Genomic DNA, 19,819 nt, shown 5'->3' with positions numbered 1-19,819 from the left:
GTTCAGTTTTCAAAGAACTAAAAGCGGGTGAAGAGAATCGAACTCTCGACCAGAGCTTGGAAGGCTCTTGTTTTACCACTAAACTACACCCGCGTGGTCGGGAAGACAGGATTTGAACCTGCGACCCCCTGGTCCCAAACCAGGTGCTCTACCAAGCTGAGCCACTTCCCGTTATGGCGCGCCCGAGAGGAGTCGAACCCCTAACCTCTTGATCCGTAGTCAAACGCTCTATCCAATTGAGCTACGGGCGCTTATTCATGATGTTTTGTCGTTGTTGTATTTCAGCGACTCAATTATCTTACCATACTGCATTTTCAAATGCAAGTACTTTTTTGAAAAATTCTTTGATGCGGCCGAGAGGACTTGAACCTCCACGGGGTTTCCCCCACTAGGCCCTCAACCTAGCGCGTCTGCCGTTCCGCCACGACCGCGCGGAATTAACAAAGAGTGAGCCATGAAGGATTCGAACCTTCGACCCTCTGATTAAAAGTCAGATGCTCTACCAACTGAGCTAATGGCTCGTAAATGGCTGGGCTAGCTGGATTCGAACCAGCGCATGACGGAGTCAAAGTCCGTTGCCTTACCGCTTGGCTATAGCCCATCGAAAAAGTTACCTTCTTTTTGAAGACAGATGTTATTGTACCATAATGTCCAATAAAAAACAACTGCCAATTAGCAGAAGTTAAAATGGCGGTCCCGACCNNGTACTGCTCCACCCCGCGATAATATTATTTATATAGTTTATATGGTGGAGGATGACGGGATCGAACCGCCGACCCCCTGCTTGTAAGGCAGGTGCTCTCCCAGCTGAGCTAATCCTCCGAAGTGGTGACCCGTACGGGATTCGAACCCGTGTTACCGCCGTGAAAGGGCGGTGTCTTAACCACTTGACCAACGGGCCAGTATGTATGGCAGAGAAGAAGGGATTCGAACCCTCGCACCGCGTTAGCGATCTACTCCCTTAGCAGGGGAGCCCCTTGAGCCACTTGGGTACTTCTCTGTATGGCTCCGCAGGTAGGACTCGAACCTACGACCGATCGGTTAACAGCCGATAGCTCTACCACTGAGCTACTGCGGAATAATGAAGACAATTTGTATCTTATAAAATTTATGTTTGTAAGTCAAGATTTTTTTACAACATCTTGTACAAACGTGACATGTTTATACTATACTGGATTGCTTTTTTACTGTCAAGGTGTTTTTGCAATCTGCTTTAGTTTCCCTTTACACTTCCCGCAAACATATTTCTCTGTATTTATTTGACGCTTTCTTACATATTGAAAAGAACATCCCATACATTCATATATGTAAGCTTGCATTCTCTTTTTCTCATCAATCATTCGTCTACAAAAACGCGGCGCTTCCACTCTCTTGAGTAATTCACGGAAATCCTTATCACGATGTTTATACCCTTTACCTGCGATGTGCAAATGATAATGACAAAGCTCATGTTTAACAATCCCTACTAACTCTTCTTTACCGTACATTTTGTAATAATGATAATTCAGTTCTATATTATGGCTTTTTAATAAATAACGCCCACCCGTTGTTCGCAATCTCTTATTAAATAGTGCTTTATGCAAGAAAGGAACTTGAAAGTATTGTAGAGATACCTCTTCCACTAATTTTTGAACTTCTCTATCATCCATAGATCATTCCTCCTAACAAAAAATAAACGTACACTTTTTTTCCCTCTTACACATATATTAAATAGTACATATACCCATCCTCATTCAAACAGTGCGACTTCTAAACATGTCTTTCGTTAAAAAGTCCACTCACCAACTTCTCATACAAAGATGTCCTTATGAGAATAGGATCAAACAAGGAGGGATCCCTATGCCCATGTGGCTTAAAAAACAGATGCAACGTGCGTATTTCGAAAAAAACCGGTATCAAATTAAATTATTAAATGAATGCTGGTTTTATTATAGCAAAATACATCAAAGCTCATAATCAATTACACTTTCCATCCCATAAAAAAAGAGCAGTTTCATCTGCTCTCTTCTCTTATTATTCAATTGGCAACATGGATAGTGCGACACGACCTTTTTTTGTATCAATATCATCTACCCACACCTTTACAATTTGTCCAACAGATACAATATCTAACGGATGCTTCACATACTGTGTGCTCAGTTTAGAAATATGTACTAAACCATCTTGCTTTACACCAACATCAACAAAAGCACCAAAATCAACAACGTTACGAACTGTTCCTTCCAGTTCCATACCACGTTTTAAATCTTCTAATTTCAAAATCCCTTTTTTCAGAAGTGGTTTTGGCAACTCATCCCTCATGTCTCGCTCCGGACTAATGAGCGCATCTATAATATCAACTAATGTCGGTTCACCAATTCCCGTTTCTTGGGACAACCTAGAAACCTCTATTTCTTCTAAACCTTTTTGCAATTGAGGCTTCCCTACATCTTCTATTGATAACCCTAAATTCTTCAGTAACAACTCAACATTTTTATATTGTTCTGGATGAATACCCGTACGATCTAACGGATTCGCTCCTTCTAATATACGTAAGAAACCTATACATTGTTCGTACGTCTTTGCACCTAAACGCGGGATTTTCTTTAATTCCGTGCGCTTCGTGAATTTCCCACCCTCTTCTCTCTTTGCTACGATATTTTTCGCAACTGTTTTTGATAAACCCGAAACATATTGCAACAATGCAACTGAAGCTGTATTCACATTAACACCAACTTGGTTAACTGCCGTCTCTACTACAAATGTTAATGATTCGTTCAATCGCTTTTGAGATACATCATGTTGATATTGTCCAACCCCAACTGATTTAGGGTCAATTTTTACAAGTTCAGCAAGTGGGTCTTGCAGGCGTCTTCCAATTGAAACCGCGCTTCTTTCTTCAACTTGGAAATCCGGGAATTCCTCACGAGCTAAATCAGAAGCCGAATACACACTCGCGCCCGCTTCATTTACAATAATATAAAAGACATCCTGGTTCACACTTTGTAATACATCTACTATAAACTCTTCCGTTTCTCTAGAAGCTGTACCATTGCCAATCGCAATCATTTCAACTTGATATTTATCTATAATAGAAAGAACTTTCGTTTTGGCATCATCATACTTACGCACAGGTGGATGCGGATAAATAACATCGATATATAGAACTTTCCCTGTATCATCTACTACAGCTAATTTACAACCAGTTCTATATGCCGGATCTACCGCTAGCACGACTTTCCCTTTCATAGGTGGTTGTAATAATAAATTACGTAAGTTCTCAGAGAAAATATGTATCGCTTGTTCCTCGGCTGTTTCTGTTAATTCTTTTCGAATTTCTCTTTCAATTGAGGATTGAATTAATCGTTTATAACCATCTTCAATCGCTAATTGTACATAATGCGCACTTTTAGAATCGTTATCACGAATTACTTTCTTATATAAGAAAGTTACTATCTCATCTACTGGCGGAACAACAGAAACTCTCAATATATCTTCTTTCTCACCACGATTCATCGCTAATACACGGTGCGGCACCACTTTCTGCAACGGTTCTTCATAGCTATAATACATTTCATATATGTTCTTTTCATCTTTCTCTTCATCTTTCACGGCTGAAGACATAACACCTTTTCTAAAAGTAACATTTCGAATCCAACTACGATACGTAGCTTCATCTGAAATCATTTCTGCAATAATGTCTTGCGCACCTTGTAAAGCTTCTTCTGCAGATTGAACTTCTTTCTCTGCATTAATAAATTCCATTGCCTTTTTAATTGGATCTTCTTTCTTATATAACAATAACCATTCAGCTAATGGTTCTAATCCTTTTTCTTTTGCAATTGTCGCTTTCGTTCTTCTCTTCTCTTTATATGGACGATACAAATCTTCTACTTCTTGCAACTTTGTAGCTTTCACAATTTGCTGACGTAACTCTCCTGTCAGTTTCCCCTTCTCATCAATAAGACGAAGAACCTCTTCTTTCCTACCTTCAAGCTGCATCATATATTGCCATCTCTCTAAGATTGCACGAATTTGCACCTCATCTAAAGAGCCTGTCCATTCTTTTCGGTAACGAGCAATAAATGGAACTGTGTTACCTTCTTCTGTTAATTGAATAACATGACGAACTTGCTTTTCGGTAAAGCCTAATTCTTTCACTAACATTTTCATTAACGCTTGTCGATTATCTACCATTTCCATATACAACCGTAACCTCCTCTATAATAAAAAAAAGTTGCCCTTCAAAGAGAGCAACTTAAACTGCCGATTTAAAAATCTATTAGTCCTAAACTAATTTGTAACGCTTCATCTACACGATTCATCATCACTTCATCCAAATGAGTGATTTTGTCCGTTAAGCGTTGCTTATCGATTGTTCGAATCTGCTCAAGTAAAATAACAGAATCTCTCTCAAAACCATACTTTTTCGCATCAATTTCCACATGAGTGGGTAATTTCGCTTTTTGAATCTGTGCAGTAATAGCCGCTACAATTACCGTTGGACTAAAACGATTTCCGATGTCATTTTGAATGACAAGAACCGGACGAACGCCTCCTTGCTCAGAACCAACAACTGGGGAAAGGTCTGCAAAATACACGTCGCCGCGTTTTACAATCAAAATATTACCCCCCGCTAACTAAGCGTTCTACTGTATGAGCTGCTTCATACTCTGCTAAGAAAGCTTCAGATGCAATACCAAGATTAATTTTTCCCATTTCAATGTACCCACGTCGCATTGATTCATGTTGGTAGCGTTTCTTCGTCTTATGTTGACGCAATAACAGTTGTGTTGCCTGGCAAATTAGTTCATGGCGATTCTTATTCTCTTGTTTTCCAATTCCGTCCAATTCCGTTACCATTTGCTTTGGCAACCGAACCACGATTTCAGTAGTTACACTTGATTCGGACACAAAAATACACCTCCACCGTCAACTACACACCCAAATATATATATGACACCTATTGTAATAATACCATTGTATGGAGCCTGTTGCAAAGACTTCCTTATTCCTTGCTTATGTTTTCCAATTCACAAACAAAACATTCATCTTCTTTTATTTTTCATCCCATTACAAGCAAGAAACAATTGAATTTCTCTTCAAAATGTACATTCAACTTATATGAAAGGTGATTATAAGTAAAAATCTTCCCATCAAAAAAGAGCTTATTCTCCATCAATGAAAAGCCTCCTCAAATAACCAGAAGCAAATCATACTACCTTCTATATATTGTTCAAGTAATTAATTACCTCTACAACCTTACCATTCCGTATAAATATCCTCGGCACACGGAAACTGATCGTTGCAATAATTTCATAATTAATAGTCCCGGAATATTCCGCAACCTCTGTAGCGCTAATATACTCATCGCCTTGCCTTCCAATGAGTGTAACTTTCGTACCAAGTGGCACTTCACAAGGAAGATGAATCATAAATTGATCCATTGTTACTCGCCCTACAATCGGTACTCTTTTACCATTTACAAGCACTTCAAATCCTTGCAATCTTCTAAGCCAGCCATCTGCATATCCAATCGCAACAGTTGCAATCCACTCTTCAGTTTTCGTTCGGTAAGTGACGTTATAACTAATTCCATCCCCTTTAATCACCTGTTTAATATGAGCAACTTTCGTATGCAGTGATAGCGCTGGTTCTAATTCAAACGGTAAAAAAGGGCGTATTTCTACAGATGGGGATAATCCATACATCGCAATACCGATTCGCACTGCATTAAATGTAATCCCTTGAAAACGTAATGTTGCAGCACTATTAGCTGTATGGACAAATTTAGGATCCACTCCGAATTCTTTCAACCAACTTAACTGCTCCAAGAATGTGTTAGATTGCTTATCAAAGTACGAAGTTTCAACCTCATCTGCTGTCGCAAAATGTGTGTATACCCCTTCTAACTCTAAAAATGACGCACCTTCTAAACTCTTCAGGAATCCTTTTAATTCTTTGCGTTCTCGTATTCCGATTCTTCCCATACCACTATCAAAATTAATGTGGAATTTCATTATAGACGAACCGTCCCAAAGTTTGATCGCTTCTTCCACCCATTCTTTTTGAAAAACAGTTAATGCTACATCATTTTCAGCAGCTACATTTATGTCGCGAGGCGGAGAAGGACCTAGCACTAAAATCGGTACGGTAATACCAGCCCTTCTAAGAACTAAAGCTTCATCTAAAAAAGCAACTGCCAATCTTGTTGCCCCTGCTTCTAATGCCGTTTTAGCTACCGGTACATAATCGTGCCCATATGCATTCGCTTTAACTACAGCAAAAATTTCTACATCGCTTGGGATGAGCTCTTTAATGTGTGTAATGTTGTTATAGATTGCATCCAAATCCACTTCCACCCAAGTGTCACGGTAAAATGGCGCTTCTTTCATAAATACACTTCCTTATACACGATATGCGAAGCTTATTCTTTTATATGCTTCTTTTATAAAATCCTTCCTTCAAACTAAGAAAAGACGTGGTGCACATATATCACCACGTCTAAGAAGTTTACTTCACCTGCTTCGCTGTAACTGAACGAGCAACCATTAACAACTCATTCGGCTCTAAACCTTTAGACACGAGCATATATTCTACTCCGTTATGCGACCACGTTACAGAGTCTTTCGTCAACGCACCAAGCGTAAACCCAAGATCAACTGGCTCTCCACTTACACTTACCGCTGACGAGGCCTCGGCAACTTTTGCCTTTTCTTGTATTAAAGTAAAGGACTTCTCATTTCCAGTGTATGTGAGTATCGCACGCTTGCCACTGTCTGTCTTCAACTCTTGTTCGTCTTTCAGAGTCATGCCTTGCGGCGTATCACGCGGATACAAAATAGCAAATGGTTTATCTTCTTTCGCTGTTGTTTGAACATCTACTTGTGCTCTAGACATATTTTGTTTCGTATCAAATGCACCTTTATCAAACTTTGTATCGAATTTCACTTTAGAGAAATCTACTTTCACAAGAACATTTTGATCATTATCCATTAACTTTACCGAAACTGGTGTTAAATCACTCTTCTTCAATGTAATCTCTTGTTTCGGTAACATATTCTGATGTTGATAGTTTGTTTTTGTTTTAAAAATATAATACTTATCTGTTTTCTCGAAAGTAAGGTTTTTCTTATCTTGCAAAATATCTCTCACAAGTGATTCATATAGGTAAGCCTGGCTACTATTTTGCGGCCAATCGCTTTGAAAACGGAAACTCTTATTAAGTGCCGGCGTTAATACAAATACTCCTTCTTCATTCCTTAAAATAATTTGGCTCTGATCTTTTTTTGCATTCTGCAAATTCACACGATAAAAAGAGGGTTCTTTATGCCAAATTTCTACGTTATACTCCTGAGGCTCATTTCCTGTTTTAATAGATAATTTCGCTTCAGCTTGATAACTTTTCATCCCTTTCACTTTCGCTTCTAAATCTCTCACGACATCATCTTGTTTCTTTTCCATACAACCCGCCAACACAAAAACGGTCAATAAACCGACAAGAACTAAAAACAGACGCCTTTTCATCACTTCAGCCCCTTTGCCCCTATAAATGAATGGAAGATATGCCTTCCTTATCGCTACCTCAAATATATGAGACAAAGATATAAAATATGCAGACTAGCGTGACGAGCTTTCTAAAACAACTTGAGCAACAGCAAATTCCTTACTATGACTAATCGATAAATGAACAATATGCTCCGTATTTGCAATAAGAATCGGCTTCCCCCTATCATCATTCCTTACTTCAATATCTAAAAAACTCACTTCTTTCCCGATACCAGTACCTACAGCCTTTGAATACGCCTCTTTCGCCGCAAATCTTCCAGCTACGAATTCTGTAAGACGACTTCCTTTCAGCCCCTCGGCAACACCACGTTCTCTTTCAGTTAAAATACGTTCCATAAATTTAAGCTTTCCATCTAGCATTTTTTCAATTCGATTTAACTCAATAATATCGATTCCAATCCCTACAATCATTTCAAAATCCCCTTCTTCTATTTAGCTTTCTTCATTCATATTGTAAGAATAACAGAGAATCTTTCTGATGCAAAAGGAGTGATACTAACAACATGCTAATACCGTCTACTCGCATTTCCTTACAACCAATCATTCTCTCCTTACTTCTTATTCACTTAATCACGATGATGTTAGGCGACTTTTTTCTTTTCCAAATGGCTGCCTATAACGAATATATCGCTAAAGGAGAATGGTGGCGCCTCATAACTTCCCTACTTGTACACGTAGACTTACAACATTTTCTTTCTAATAGCATTTGTTTATTTGTACTTGGCTCTTCTATCGAAAAACAACTCGGACACTTTTCTTTCATCCTTATATTTTTTCTTTCCGGAATTTCTGGAAATATCTCTTCTTATATTATTATGCCCCTTGAATATATTCACGCAGGAGCATCTGGTAGTATTTTCGGACTACTGGGCGCACAATTATTTTTATTGTATAGTCGATACCGCTCATCAAGACCAAAAGAAATTGCTATTTTTTCAATCATGATACTTATATTACTGCTATTTACATTCTTTAATCCTTCCGCCAACCCTATAAGCCATTTAACAGGATTAATAATCGGCGGCGTTTCGACCCCTTTTTTAACCAAAAAAAACGATGGTGCGAAGCTCATTTAATATAGAAGCTCGCACCATCGATAATTTCCACATCTGTTTGTTTACTTAAATCCCTCATGAGTTGAAATAAAGACTCATCCTTCTTCTTCGCCTCAATCATACAATCGATTTGCCCAACACTCCCCTTTATCCTTCTCAAAAAAGATAAAAATGTCTCAACATCAATAAAATCAGCATGCGCTCTCGAGTCCTTCCCGTCTCTAGGGCTAGAAATATGCATTTTAACCGGTAACAAAGACGTTTCCCACGTATGAACAACACGTGCCCAATCTTCATGCCAATCCTCTTGTTCGTTATTCACCATATGGTGATGCAAATCAAACACGACTGGAATGTCTAATTTTTCTCCTAAATACAATGTTTCCTCTAGCGTAAAGGTTACATCATCATTTTCCAACATAAGCATTTCTTGAATACCTCTTGGAACGTTAGACCAATTTTCTATAAAACGCTCTAATGCGAGCTCTTTATCCTTATATCCTCCGCCCACATGCAATACACATCGTTGCTTATGTTCAATTCCCATGCCCTTCAATAATTTTTTATGCATCTGCAATGTCTTTACAGATTGTTTAAAGATACTTTCCTCAGGTGAATTTAGTACAACAAAGTGATCTGGATGGAAATCAATTCGCATATTCATGCGAATTGCGTATTCACCTAATTCTTTCAAATTTTCTTTTAATGGATGAATATAGTTCCACTCTAGCAACTCCTCATGATTCGCTAAAGGGATTAACTTGGAACTAAGTCTAAAAAAAGATATATCATGTCCTTTATTATGCTTTAATAGCCGTAAGCAATTTTCCAAATTAGAATTAGCGATTCTTTCGAGTTTACGAATTGCAGCCTCCCGATCATCTATTCGCTGAAATTGTGCGTATGTCATCGTTTGAGATGGGGATGCATTCTTCAAATGTACACTCATCGCAACATAACCAAGTCTTACTAGCATATAGCACCCCTTTTCTATAAGAGCTATTATGTAGTATGCACAATGACAGCAAAAAAAAAAGAGAATACCTGTCGGCATTCTCTTTTTTTATTAAGCTTGTGGCTTACGGCTATGATGTTTTCTTTCGCCGCGTCCAGTTGTTGAAGAACCCGGGCGACCTTGACCTTCACCACGACGACCACGGTTGCCATCACGGCTACCACCATCACGATTACGATCACGGTTACGACCATCGCCACTGCGTCCATCACGGTTACGGTCACGGTTACGACCATCGCCACTGCGTCCATCACGACTACGATTACGGTTACCATCACGGTATCCGCCTCCGTTACCACCGCGTTTTTTAGAACCGCCACCTCTTGAAACAACTGGTGGTTCTGATGTTAAAGCGATTGGTGTTGTATCCGGCTCTTTTGTCATCATTTTTAAAGCAGCAGCTACTACTGTTACAGAGTCATTCTCTTCTAACATTTCTTCTGCAATACGCTTGTAGTATGATAAGTTATCACTTTCAATTGTGCTTTGAAGTTTTTCAGCGATTAAACGTTGTTGACCTTCTAATGCCTCGTCAAGTGTCGGTGCTTCCATACGATCAACTTTACGTTTTGTTGTACGCTCGATATTTTTTAATTGTCCTGATTCACGTGGTGTTACAAATAGCATTGCAATACCTTTTTTACCTGCACGGCCAGTACGACCGATACGGTGAACGTATGATTCTGGATCTTGTGGAATATCGAAGTTGTATACGTGAGTTACGCCTGAAATATCAAGACCACGTGCAGCAACGTCTGTTGCAACAAGAACTTCGATAGCACCTTCTTTAAATTTGCGTAATACAGACATACGCTTCGCTTGTGTTAAGTCACCATGGATACCTTCTGCTGCATATCCACGTAAGTTTAATGCCTCTGATAATTCATCAACACGACGCTTTGTACGACCGAATACAATCGCAAGCTCTGGAGATTGAATATCTAGTAAGCGTGTTAATACGTCAAACTTTTTCTTTTCTTGCACTTCTAAATAGAACTGCTGAATGTTTGGCATTGTTACTTCTTTTGCTTTTACTTTAATGTGTTGAGGCTCAGTCATGAAACGCTCAGCAATACGACGGATTGGATCTGGCATTGTCGCTGAGAATAATAATGTTTGATGTGTTTCTGGCACATCTGTTAGAATCGCTTCAATATCTTCAATGAAGCCCATGTTTAACATTTCATCTGCTTCGTCAAGAACAACTGTCTCTACGTTTTGCAGGCGAAGTGTTTTACGGTTAATGTGATCTAAAATACGACCCGGCGTACCAACAATAATGTGTGGGTGTTTTTTTAGAGCGCGAATTTGGCGGTTAATATCTTGGCCACCATAGATTGGTAAAATACGAACACGTTTATGTTTACCAATTTTGTATAGTTCTTCCCCAACTTGAATTGCTAATTCACGCGTTGGCGCGATAACAATCCCTTGAACTGCTTCTTTATTTGTATCCACTTTATCTAATAGCGGTAATCCGAATGCTGCTGTTTTCCCTGTACCTGTTTGCGCTTGTCCAATAATATCCTTACCTTGCAATGCATGTGGAATTGTTTCAGCTTGAATCGGCGTAGCCTCTTCAAAGCCCATACTTTCAACAGATTGCAGTAAAGACTCACTTAATCCTAATTCTCGAAATGTTGTCAATGTTACTTCTCCTTTTCTATCCTATACTTATCATTTAAAAAAAGGCGTTTTCCGAATTTGCGGAAAAGCCCTTTTCCTGAATGCTCACGTATATAAACGGGCGTATATTCTTCGCGAAAATACTTCTAAACGTTATTACACTTTATCAATTATAAGTTTTGTATGTGCAAAAAGCAAACCCAACTGTTACCTTATTTCATATTCAGGGTCTTTTTCTTTACTTTTATTTTTTTATCATTTACTGTAAGCGCTTATTATAAGTTTCTTCTATTTTCGTAACTATCATCCCTATTTATATACACCAATTATTTCAACATCGTAATTACTTCTTCTAATTTCATACCGCGAGATGCTTTTACTAATACAACATCTTTGTTATCAACTACTGCTTGCAACCCTTTTACTAGGTCCTCTTTATTATCATACGCCTTTACGCGTTCTGCAGGGAAATTAATTTTTGCTCCTTCAGCAATTTGAGCCCCTAATCTACCGAATGTAAATACATATGCGATTTTTGCTGGGTCAATCAATTTTCCAACTTCATAATGAAATTGAACTTCTTGATCTCCAAGCTCTAGCATATCACCAAGTACAACGATTTTTTGAGCAAATCCATCTAAGCCATTCATTAAATGGAACGCCGCTTCCATAGCTGTCGGACTTGCATTATAAGCATCATTGATAATCGTTAAGCCACCATCTGTTGTGACGATTTCCATACGCATACCTGTCATTTGAAGTGTTACTAGACCTTGTTTCATCTCTTCCCATGTTACACCAAAATATTTCGCGATTGCCATTGAAGCAAGCGTATTATACACATTATGTTTCCCTAACACTGGTAGATAGAATGAAATATTTTCATCTCTATTCATTTTAAAATGTGTGCCAGTCGCCTGTAATGTTACAGCAGTTGGATAATAATCATTTGCTCGCGCATCACCAAATGTAACAGTTTCAGCTACTAACTCCATTCCAGGAACACGATTCGTTAATAACGGCTCATCTCCGTTATATACAAATACTCCACCTTCTTGTAATCCTGTAACAATTTCTAATTTCGCCTCAGCAATTGCCTCACGAGATCCTAAATCCATTAAATGCGCCTCACCAATATTCGTAATGATAGCTGCATTAGGACGAGCTAACTTAGATAAGAATTCAATTTCTCCTCGGCTGGACATACCCATTTCTAATACAGCAATTTCTGTATTTTCTTCTAAGTCTAAAATAGTAAGGGGTAAACCGATATGATTATTGAAATTCCCTTCTGTTTTTTGAACTTTAAATTTAGTTGCAAGAATACTTGTTACAATATCTTTCGTAGATGTTTTACCATTACTTCCCGTTACACCAACAACTTTAACATCCAGTTGATCGCGATAGTTTTTCGCTAACATTTGTAATGCCGATAGTGTGTCTTCTACAAAAATAACCGGAAGATTTTCAGGCGGATTCGCTACATCTTTCATCCATAATGTAGCGACAGCTCCGTTTTCAATGGCTTTATCTACAAAAGCATGTCCATCGAAACGTTCACCTTGAATCGGAACATATAAGTTTCCATTTTCAATTTTTCTCGTATCAATAGACACTCCTTGCATAGTAATTCCCTCATACTGCTCTGCTAATCCCGTGCCATTTACCATCTGTTCTACTTGCTTTAACGTTCGCTTTATCATACAAAACACTCCTTACATAGAGGAAGCACTATTCCTTCGAATAGTGCTTCCTCCTTTTTTGTTAGATTGTATATTTAATTTTTTGTTTTTCTTCGTGGCGCTCAATCGCTAAATGAATTAGCTCTTCAATTAATTCCGGATATGGTAATCCAGTATGTTGCCATAATAGAGGGAACATACTAAACGGTGTAAACCCTGGCATTGTGTTTACTTCGTTAATATATACTTCTCCATCTTTCGTTAAGAAGAAATCTGCTCGTGTTAAGCCCGCACCATCTAAAGATTGGAATGCAATAATTGCATCTCGCTTAATTACGTTAGACTCTTCTTCTGTCATTTCAGCTGGAATAATTAACGCTGTGTCACCATCGATGTATTTCGATTTATAGTCATAGAAATCTTTTTTCGGTACGATTTCACCTACAACTGAACATTTCGGTTCGTCGTTACCTAGTACACCCACTTCTACTTCACGACCTACGATATTTTCTTCTACAATAATTTTGCGGTCGAATTGGAATGCCTCTTCAAATGCACTCTCAAGTTCTTCACGATTTTTACATTTATTAATACCAACACTTGAACCAAGGTTTGCTGGTTTTACGAAGCAAGGATATCCTAGTTTCTCTTCTACTTTGTCATAAGCTTCTTCGCGATTCTTTTCCCATGCACTACGAATGAAAGATGCATATTTCGCTTGTTTTAAACCAGCTTCTGCAAAGATATTTTTCATAACAACTTTATCCATACCAGCAGATGATGCTAAAACACCATTTCCTACATAAGGAATGTTCATTAATTCTAATAAACCTTGAACCGTTCCATCTTCACCGTTGGGTCCATGTAGTAATGGGAAAATAACGTCGATAGCATTTTCCTCAGAAGCTGCAGATGGAATAATTTCCGTGCTTAATGATAACGGAGAAATCGCATTTTCTGCACCGCTCATTTTTAAAACTTCAACATTTGCTACTTCGCCTTCAATACGCTCACCGCGTACCCATTGACCTTGTTCTGTAATATAAATTGGATGAATCTCGAATTTATCTTGATTTAACGCTTTAATAGCAGCAAGAGCCGTCTGTAGCGAAACTTGATGCTCAGCTGATTTTCCACCATATAATAAACCTAATTTAATTTTTGTCAATGAAATCACCCTAACCAATTGTTTTCATTTTTCTATTTTAGCACTTTTTATAAAAATAGGTAGTTCCTATTTGAAATAAAATGTAACTTCCACAAATAATTAAATGACACCACTTATTGGTTTTCTACACTTTTTCTATTTCATTTTCTTCATAACTACACAAAATAAAATTGAAATTCAATCTAGTTATGTACCTAAAATATGTAGAAATCCCCTTTTTGTGTATATCATCTATTATCAAGAAGATTGTTTGGTTAAAGTATCTTTTTGCCTTTGTTCAACAAGACGATCTAAAGAAACATACACAAGTCCTGCCACTACACATCCTACACCTAAAATCGTAAATAAAAAATGGCCAAGTAATCGATCTAATAAAAATCCTCCAAGAAGTGGACCGAACGCACTTCCTGTAATCCATTGCAAACTTGCCGCCCCCATGTAAGTTCCCCTTAAGTGTTCTGGAGCTAAATTTGCTACAAACGTCATCTGCACAGGCGACATAATCATCTCACCTAACGTATATATGGCATAAACGAACATTAACGTCATTAAAATAATTGTAGCATTTGTATCAAATTCCCCAAACCACTTCGGTAACCACCCTATAAAAAACAAACCAATCCCGAACAAACACGCACCATATAACATCGTCTTGCCTACAGGTTTATCTGTGGCCCATTTCGATATTTGGAACTGGAACAACACAACTAATAGTCCATTTAATGCCATTAAATATGGGTATGGATTGTTAGTTCCAAAAATACCTTTCATTTCGTTATCAAAGTGTAGCGGCAACATACCTTCCGTTTGAGAGAACCCCATCGAAATAATGATACCTGCTAATAAGTAAATCATTAATGCCTTATCTTTCATTACAATTTTCCAAACTGCCCCAGATTCCTCTGCTTTATTCTCTTCCTTATTTGTCCCCTTCGGCATTGTCTCTTGAATAAGAATTAGTACAAGTAATGCATAAAATAGCATCGTAGAGGCGGCAATAATAAACACAAGATTCTTTGACAACACCACTACTGATGCGCCCATTATCGGACCAATCGCAGCACCTATATTGTGTCCCATTCGTAATAAACCATATGCTTCTGTTCTTTTTTCTGGTGCCGTTACATCCGCAACCATCGCTGATGCTGCTGGATGAAATAGCGAATTACTTAATCCTAAAAAAACAGATAAAATGGCATATGGAATAAATCCTTCTATAAATAAAAAACCGAGCATTAATAATGCATTACTCGCCATCGAAAATATCATAATTGGCTTTCTTCCATATACATCCGCAATCCTCCCACCTATAAGTGCCCCAAAGCTTGCAGCAATTGGAGAAAGCGCCATAATAACTCCAACCTGTAATAATGAATCTACCTTATCTTTTAAATATAATGCGAAAAAAGGCATTAACATCATCATCGCAATTCCGTTCAATGTCTCACCGATAAATCGAATCCATACGTTACGATCCATCTGCCTTAACTCACGCCACGTACTTTTCATATTCCCACCCCTTTAATTAACCAACAATAATCTTATAACAAATTCAGAAAAATGTAAATTTTCAAAATAAAAATCCACTCTAATAAAATTAGAATGGATTTTTCCATTTATAAATTCGCTACATCTTCTTTATTACTATCATTCAAAGCGTTATATAAGAAGTAAACTGCTATACCGATAACCATCCATACTCCAAAGCTGTTCCTGACAATTGAAACATTAAGTATAAAGTGAAACTTTAATCAGTGGGGGTTTACGGGTAGCAAATAGCGGGATAAACAAAAAATCACAGTTGTAATCCCTATAAATTCTCCTATCATTTTTCGGTATTATTATACATATCAACCCCATAAAAGAGGCATACTCTCTTCTTGAGCATGCCTCTTTTTACTTATTTTGCAGTATATGAGCCCTCTTCAATCCAGCTATACATATATTTTTCATCTTCCGTTTCGTGTGCTTGTTTTACAATACGAAGCGGACGGAATGTATCAATCATAACGGCTAATTCAAGCGTTTCTTTCTTTCCGATACTCGCCTCTGTTTTCCCAGGATGTGGCCCATGAGGAATGCCGCTCGGATGAAGTGTAATAGAGCCTTCTTCCACACCTTTCCGGCTCATAAAGTTTCCTTCTACATAGTAAAGAACTTCATCACTATTTACATTACTATGATAATACGGTGCTGGGATTGATTCTGGATGATAATCGTATAAGCGTGGTACGAAGGAACAAATAACGAAATTATGCCCTTCGAATGTTTGATGTACTGGTGGTGGCTGATGAATACGACCTGTAATTGGTTCAAAGTCCTCTACATTAAAGACCCACGGATATAAATAACCATCCCATCCAACAACATCTAATGGGTGGTGTCCTAAAACATGCTTATGCATATACCCTCTCGACTTTGTCATTACGACAAACTCACCTTTTTCATCATATGTCTCCAACTTCTCCGGGCCGCGAATATCTCTCTCGCAAAACGGACTATGCTCTAGCAATTGCCCATATTCATTGCGGTAGCGACGCGGCGTTGTAATTTGGCTATTCGCCTCTACAACAAGAAACTTAGTCTCTCCCTCATCTGGAATAACACGATAAATCGTTCCAATTGGAATCGTTACATAATCACCTTTTCGATAATGAATCGTTCCAAACATCGTTTCAATTTTCCCCGTCCCATAATGAACAAATAACATTTCATCGCCGTCACCATTGCGGTAAAAATAGTCCATTTTTTCTGTTGGACTCACTACTCCAATTACTAAATCCTCATTTCCAAGCATAAAGTTTCTTCCGCTTACTGCGTCGCCAGTTTTTTTATTTTCTTTCGTGCGAAAATGACGATGAGCAAGGGCTACATCTTCTTCGTACTGTAACTGACAAGAATGTGATAATGCTGCATGCCCTACTTCCGTTGGCATATAATGATGATACAAAATAGACTGTGTACCAGAAAAACCTTTTGTTCCCATTACCTGTTCACGATACAGCGATCCATCTTTTTTACGAAATTGTACATGCCGTTTATGAGGTAGCTCCCCCATGTGACGATAAAACATGCCCATCACCTGCTTCCCTTTCTTTTTTGACCGTATTACGTAATGTACCTAAACCAGTAATCGAAAGCTCTACAACATCTCCATCTTGCAACCATTCTTCCGTACCAAGCTCTAAAATACAACCTGTTCCCACTGTTCCAGAGCCGATAACATCTCCTGGATATAAAGTCACGTCTTGTGAAGCACGTTCAATCATTTCAGCGAACGTATAGTAAATATCTTGGAAATTCCCCTTCGACAATAGTTTTCCATTTACATGGGCAGTCATCTCTAAATCATATCGATTACCATTACGATAAATGTCTAATTCCTCTTTCGTAACGAGATGTGCTCCTAATGAAGTTGCAAAGTCTTTTCCCTTGGCTGGCCCAAGTCCTACTTTCATTTCAGTTGCTTGCAAGTCCCTTGCACTCCAGTCGTTCATAATACAATAACCAAAAATATATTCCTCTGCTTGCTCACGAGAAACATTTCGTCCTTCTTTTCCAATTACACAAGCAATCTCTAATTCATAATCAAGCTTTTTAGACTTCTTCGGACCAATTACAAAATCATCTGGACCAATAACAGCACGATGATTAGTAAAATAAAAAACCGGGATATCATACCATTCAGGTACAACATCTAGTCCTCTTCGTCCGCGAGCTGTTTTTACATGCTGTTCAAATGCGTAAAAATCTCGAATGCTACTCGGATTAGGAAGAGCAGCTATCAATTGTACTTCTTCTAAAGAATATATACCCTTGTTTGGATTCTTAATCTTACGCACTACTTCTACATACTCATCCGCCTTCTCTAAAAAGGCGAGCATAGTGGAAGGTACTTTTCCTTCACTAGCAAGATTCATATCGATTACTTTGTCACCTTCAAGCCACCCAGCTCGCATTTCTTTCGAAGGGAGACAAAACGTAACAAATTTCATCATAATTCCTCCCTATGAAAATGAAATTTCCACCAGCAAAAGAATTCTTGCTGGTGGATACAAATCTTATAAGTTTCCGCGACGCTCTTGTTCTCTTTCAATTGATTCAAATAGCGCTTTAAAGTTCCCTTCACCAAATCCGCGAGAACCTTTACGCTGGATAATTTCAATAAATAAAGTTGGACGGTCTACAATTGGTTTCGTAAAGATTTGTAGTAAGTAGCCTTCATCATCACGATCTACTAAAATCTTTAATTCTTTTAACTTATCAATTTCCTCATCAATTTTTCCAACTCGCGCAGTTAACTCATCGTAATACGTATCTGGCGTATCTAAAAACTCCACGCCATTTGCACGAAGCGCTTCTACTGTTTTAACAATGTCATTTGTTAGTAAGGCAAGATGCTGTACACCTGCTCCGTTATAGAATTCTAGATATTCTTGAATTTGTGATTTTCGTTTTCCATCTGCTGGTTCATTAATCGGAAACTTGATACGACTTCCATTCGTCATAACTTTTGACATTAACGCCGAATACTCTGTACTAATATCGTCATCATCAAAATGAATCATTTGTTTAAAGCCCATGACATTCTCATAGTAGCTAACCCACTCTTCCATTTTTTCAACGTTACCAACTACATGATCCACAGCAATTAAACCAGACTCTTCAAATGGAATATTAAACTCCACCTTTTGAAATCCTGGCATAAATGTACCTTTATAATTTTTACGCTCTACAAGCGTGTGAATTGTATCACCATACGTACCAATAACTGCTTTTTTCAATGTTCCATTCTCATCTATTAACTCTTCAGGAGGAGCAATTGCGACGGCACCGCGTTTCACTGCTTCCGAGTATGCTTTATCAACATCATCAACAAGCAATGCAACATCCTTTACTCCGTCACCATGAGTCTTTACAAACTCTGCGATACGATTATCGCTACCTAAGGCTCCAGATACAACAAAACGCATATTTTTTTGCACAAGAACATAGGATACCTTTTCACGGTTTCCAGTTTCTAATCCAGAGTAAGCCACAATTTTGAATCCAAATGCTCTCGCAAGATAATAGCTTGATTGCTTTGCATTTCCTACGTAAAATTCCAAATGATCTACATCACGTACTGGAAAGAAATCCTCCATTTGTGCAGCTAGCGTATCCATAGATTTTTGTTTCATAAAATCCTCATCCCCCTGTAAATAGATTAAATGGTTCATACTTAAACCTGACCGAAAACGCTTCCAACATAGATTAATAGAAATTAGTTAGCAAGCTAACAAATTCTAACTTTTAAAATTTTCTATCCTTCCTGTCAAATACCTCCTTTTTTCTTACATATAAAATTCGACTTTTTTCTCTTTTAAATAAGGGAATACTATCACTACTCGAGGGGATATATGGGAGGAATATAAAAAAGACCCCAACATATTAACTACTTACTAACATGTTAGAGTCTTTATTTTTTTTGAATGATTGTATTTATATTTCTCATACTAATACATTTGCAAGGAATAGAATAAATGATGTTAATATTACTGCTCCACCTAATGATCCTAATAAATCCATTTTTGTTACTTGTAACACCTGCTCAATGTTCATATTCCTCATTCTCCTTTCATTTTTGTATAATTTAAAACTTCTATTATACTAATACACTTGATAGAAATACGATTAATGCTGTTAATACTACTGCCCCACTTGCTGATCCTACGAAATCACCTTT

General features: G+C 37.9%; 19 protein-coding genes, 10 tRNA genes and 1 pseudogene. 2 read left to right on the top strand and 28 right to left on the bottom strand.

The window, feature by feature from the left end:
* Nucleotides 1-22: 22 nt before the first annotated feature.
* The 11 genes from COI75_RS05395 to COI75_RS05345 all read right to left on the bottom strand — a co-directional run bounded on the left by COI75_RS05395 (nucleotide 23) and on the right by COI75_RS05345 (nucleotide 1,649).
* Nucleotides 23-93 (bottom strand) — tRNA-Gly (locus COI75_RS05395).
* A 1-nt stretch (nucleotide 94) separates the two neighbouring features.
* Nucleotides 95-171 (bottom strand) — tRNA-Pro (locus COI75_RS05390).
* 3 nt (nucleotides 172-174) lie between these two features.
* Nucleotides 175-251, bottom strand: a tRNA-Arg gene (locus tag COI75_RS05385).
* Nucleotides 252-348: 97 nt separating this feature from the next.
* Nucleotides 349-431 (bottom strand) — tRNA-Leu (locus tag COI75_RS05380).
* A gap of 17 nt (nucleotides 432-448) precedes the next feature.
* A tRNA-Lys gene (locus COI75_RS05375) sits at nucleotides 449-521 on the bottom strand.
* 5 nt (nucleotides 522-526) lie between these two features.
* A tRNA-Gln gene (locus COI75_RS05370) sits at nucleotides 527-601 on the bottom strand.
* A gap of 145 nt (nucleotides 602-746) precedes the next feature.
* Nucleotides 747-822: transfer RNA gene (locus COI75_RS05365), tRNA-Val, on the bottom strand.
* Between the two features lie 4 nt (nucleotides 823-826).
* Nucleotides 827-901: transfer RNA gene (locus COI75_RS05360), tRNA-Glu, on the bottom strand.
* A gap of 8 nt (nucleotides 902-909) precedes the next feature.
* A tRNA-Ser gene (locus tag COI75_RS05355) sits at nucleotides 910-1,000 on the bottom strand.
* Nucleotides 1,001-1,003: 3 nt separating this feature from the next.
* Nucleotides 1,004-1,078, bottom strand: a tRNA-Asn gene (locus tag COI75_RS05350).
* A gap of 112 nt (nucleotides 1,079-1,190) precedes the next feature.
* Nucleotides 1,191-1,649, bottom strand: coding sequence for a SprT family protein (locus COI75_RS05345; RefSeq protein WP_000342689.1), 459 nt, complete (start codon nucleotides 1,647-1,649; stop codon nucleotides 1,191-1,193).
* A gap of 190 nt (nucleotides 1,650-1,839) precedes the next feature.
* Between COI75_RS05345 and cmpA the strand changes: the two genes are divergently transcribed.
* Entirely contained in the window at nucleotides 1,840-1,956 is a 117-nt protein-coding gene (gene cmpA, locus COI75_RS05340; protein ID WP_001132293.1) for a cortex morphogenetic protein CmpA, read from the top strand.
* Nucleotides 1,957-2,013: 57 nt separating this feature from the next.
* Here cmpA and COI75_RS05335 read toward each other — a convergent pair whose 3' ends face one another.
* From COI75_RS05335 to acpS, 6 genes are all read right to left on the bottom strand, one after another.
* Nucleotides 2,014-4,182 carry a Tex family protein gene (locus COI75_RS05335; RefSeq protein WP_000426218.1) on the bottom strand — a complete coding sequence of 723 codons (2,169 nt, stop codon included), beginning with the start codon at nucleotides 4,180-4,182 and terminating at the stop codon, nucleotides 2,014-2,016.
* Between the two features lie 68 nt (nucleotides 4,183-4,250).
* Complete coding sequence (ndoA, locus tag COI75_RS05330) at nucleotides 4,251-4,601, bottom strand: type II toxin-antitoxin system endoribonuclease NdoA (protein WP_000635964.1); 351 nt, start codon at nucleotides 4,599-4,601, stop codon at nucleotides 4,251-4,253.
* A 4-nt stretch (nucleotides 4,602-4,605) separates the two neighbouring features.
* A complete protein-coding gene (locus tag COI75_RS05325) occupies nucleotides 4,606-4,893 on the bottom strand; it encodes an antitoxin EndoAI (protein WP_000004570.1) in 288 nt (95 codons plus the stop codon).
* Between the two features lie 311 nt (nucleotides 4,894-5,204).
* Complete coding sequence (alr, locus tag COI75_RS05320; RefSeq protein ID WP_098448252.1) at nucleotides 5,205-6,374, bottom strand: alanine racemase; 1,170 nt, start codon at nucleotides 6,372-6,374, stop codon at nucleotides 5,205-5,207.
* 118 nt (nucleotides 6,375-6,492) lie between these two features.
* Nucleotides 6,493-7,443, bottom strand: coding sequence for a LolA family protein (locus tag COI75_RS05315; RefSeq protein ID WP_141535083.1), 951 nt, complete (start codon nucleotides 7,441-7,443; stop codon nucleotides 6,493-6,495).
* Between the two features lie 156 nt (nucleotides 7,444-7,599).
* Nucleotides 7,600-7,959 carry a holo-ACP synthase gene (gene acpS / locus COI75_RS05310; protein ID WP_000635041.1) on the bottom strand — a complete coding sequence of 120 codons (360 nt, stop codon included), beginning with the start codon at nucleotides 7,957-7,959 and terminating at the stop codon, nucleotides 7,600-7,602.
* A 92-nt stretch (nucleotides 7,960-8,051) separates the two neighbouring features.
* On the opposite strand from acpS, the gene COI75_RS05305 reads away from it, so the two are divergent.
* Nucleotides 8,052-8,624 carry a rhomboid family intramembrane serine protease gene (locus tag COI75_RS05305; protein ID WP_000907059.1) on the top strand — a complete coding sequence of 191 codons (573 nt, stop codon included), beginning with the start codon at nucleotides 8,052-8,054 and terminating at the stop codon, nucleotides 8,622-8,624.
* Here COI75_RS05305 and uvsE read toward each other — a convergent pair.
* From uvsE to COI75_RS05255, 11 genes and pseudogenes are all read right to left on the bottom strand, one after another.
* Nucleotides 8,617-9,579, bottom strand: a complete 963-nt coding sequence (gene uvsE, locus COI75_RS05300; RefSeq protein WP_000961170.1) for a UV DNA damage repair endonuclease UvsE — start codon at nucleotides 9,577-9,579, stop codon at nucleotides 8,617-8,619. The genes COI75_RS05305 and uvsE overlap by 8 nt on opposite strands.
* Before the next feature lie 90 nt (nucleotides 9,580-9,669).
* The gene (locus COI75_RS05295; protein ID WP_000206599.1) at nucleotides 9,670-11,265 is read right to left on the bottom strand and encodes a DEAD/DEAH box helicase; all 1,596 of its coding nucleotides are present in this window, start codon (nucleotides 11,263-11,265) and stop codon (nucleotides 9,670-9,672) included.
* Nucleotides 11,266-11,570: 305 nt separating this feature from the next.
* A complete protein-coding gene (gene murF / locus COI75_RS05290) occupies nucleotides 11,571-12,947 on the bottom strand; it encodes a UDP-N-acetylmuramoyl-tripeptide--D-alanyl-D-alanine ligase (RefSeq protein ID WP_000596076.1) in 1,377 nt (458 codons plus the stop codon).
* 61 nt (nucleotides 12,948-13,008) lie between these two features.
* Nucleotides 13,009-14,094 carry a D-alanine--D-alanine ligase gene (locus COI75_RS05285; protein WP_000161418.1) on the bottom strand — a complete coding sequence of 362 codons (1,086 nt, stop codon included), beginning with the start codon at nucleotides 14,092-14,094 and terminating at the stop codon, nucleotides 13,009-13,011.
* Between the two features lie 237 nt (nucleotides 14,095-14,331).
* The gene (locus COI75_RS05280; RefSeq protein ID WP_000843526.1) at nucleotides 14,332-15,603 is read right to left on the bottom strand and encodes an MDR family MFS transporter; all 1,272 of its coding nucleotides are present in this window, start codon (nucleotides 15,601-15,603) and stop codon (nucleotides 14,332-14,334) included.
* 107 nt (nucleotides 15,604-15,710) lie between these two features.
* Nucleotides 15,711-15,838, bottom strand: a pseudogene (locus COI75_RS27550) (amino acid permease C-terminal domain-containing protein); the annotation flags it as partial.
* 156 nt (nucleotides 15,839-15,994) lie between these two features.
* Entirely contained in the window at nucleotides 15,995-17,167 is a 1,173-nt protein-coding gene (locus COI75_RS05275) for a homogentisate 1,2-dioxygenase (RefSeq protein ID WP_000499914.1), read from the bottom strand.
* On the bottom strand, nucleotides 17,133-18,089 hold the full coding sequence (locus tag COI75_RS05270) for a fumarylacetoacetate hydrolase family protein (protein ID WP_000673992.1): 957 nt from the start codon (nucleotides 18,087-18,089) through the stop codon (nucleotides 17,133-17,135). The genes COI75_RS05275 and COI75_RS05270 overlap by 35 nt, the downstream gene beginning before the upstream one ends.
* A 66-nt stretch (nucleotides 18,090-18,155) precedes the next feature.
* Complete coding sequence (gene hppD / locus COI75_RS05265; RefSeq protein WP_098448250.1) at nucleotides 18,156-19,274, bottom strand: 4-hydroxyphenylpyruvate dioxygenase; 1,119 nt, start codon at nucleotides 19,272-19,274, stop codon at nucleotides 18,156-18,158.
* Nucleotides 19,275-19,584: 310 nt separating this feature from the next.
* Nucleotides 19,585-19,695 (bottom strand): DUF3948 family protein, encoded by a 111-nt coding sequence (locus tag COI75_RS05260; protein WP_001019679.1) that lies wholly within the window; start codon nucleotides 19,693-19,695, stop codon nucleotides 19,585-19,587.
* Nucleotides 19,696-19,738: 43 nt separating this feature from the next.
* Nucleotides 19,739-19,819 (bottom strand): DUF3948 family protein (locus tag COI75_RS05255; protein WP_043310319.1); only part of this gene is annotated, 81 nt, incomplete at its 5' end.

Source organism: Bacillus cereus (assembly GCF_002564555.1).
Classification (GTDB): Bacteria; Bacillota; Bacilli; order Bacillales; family Bacillaceae_G; genus Bacillus_A; species Bacillus_A cereus_K.
Note: the sequence above shows the minus strand (reverse complement) of the source record. Positions and strands in the feature narration are given on the sequence as shown.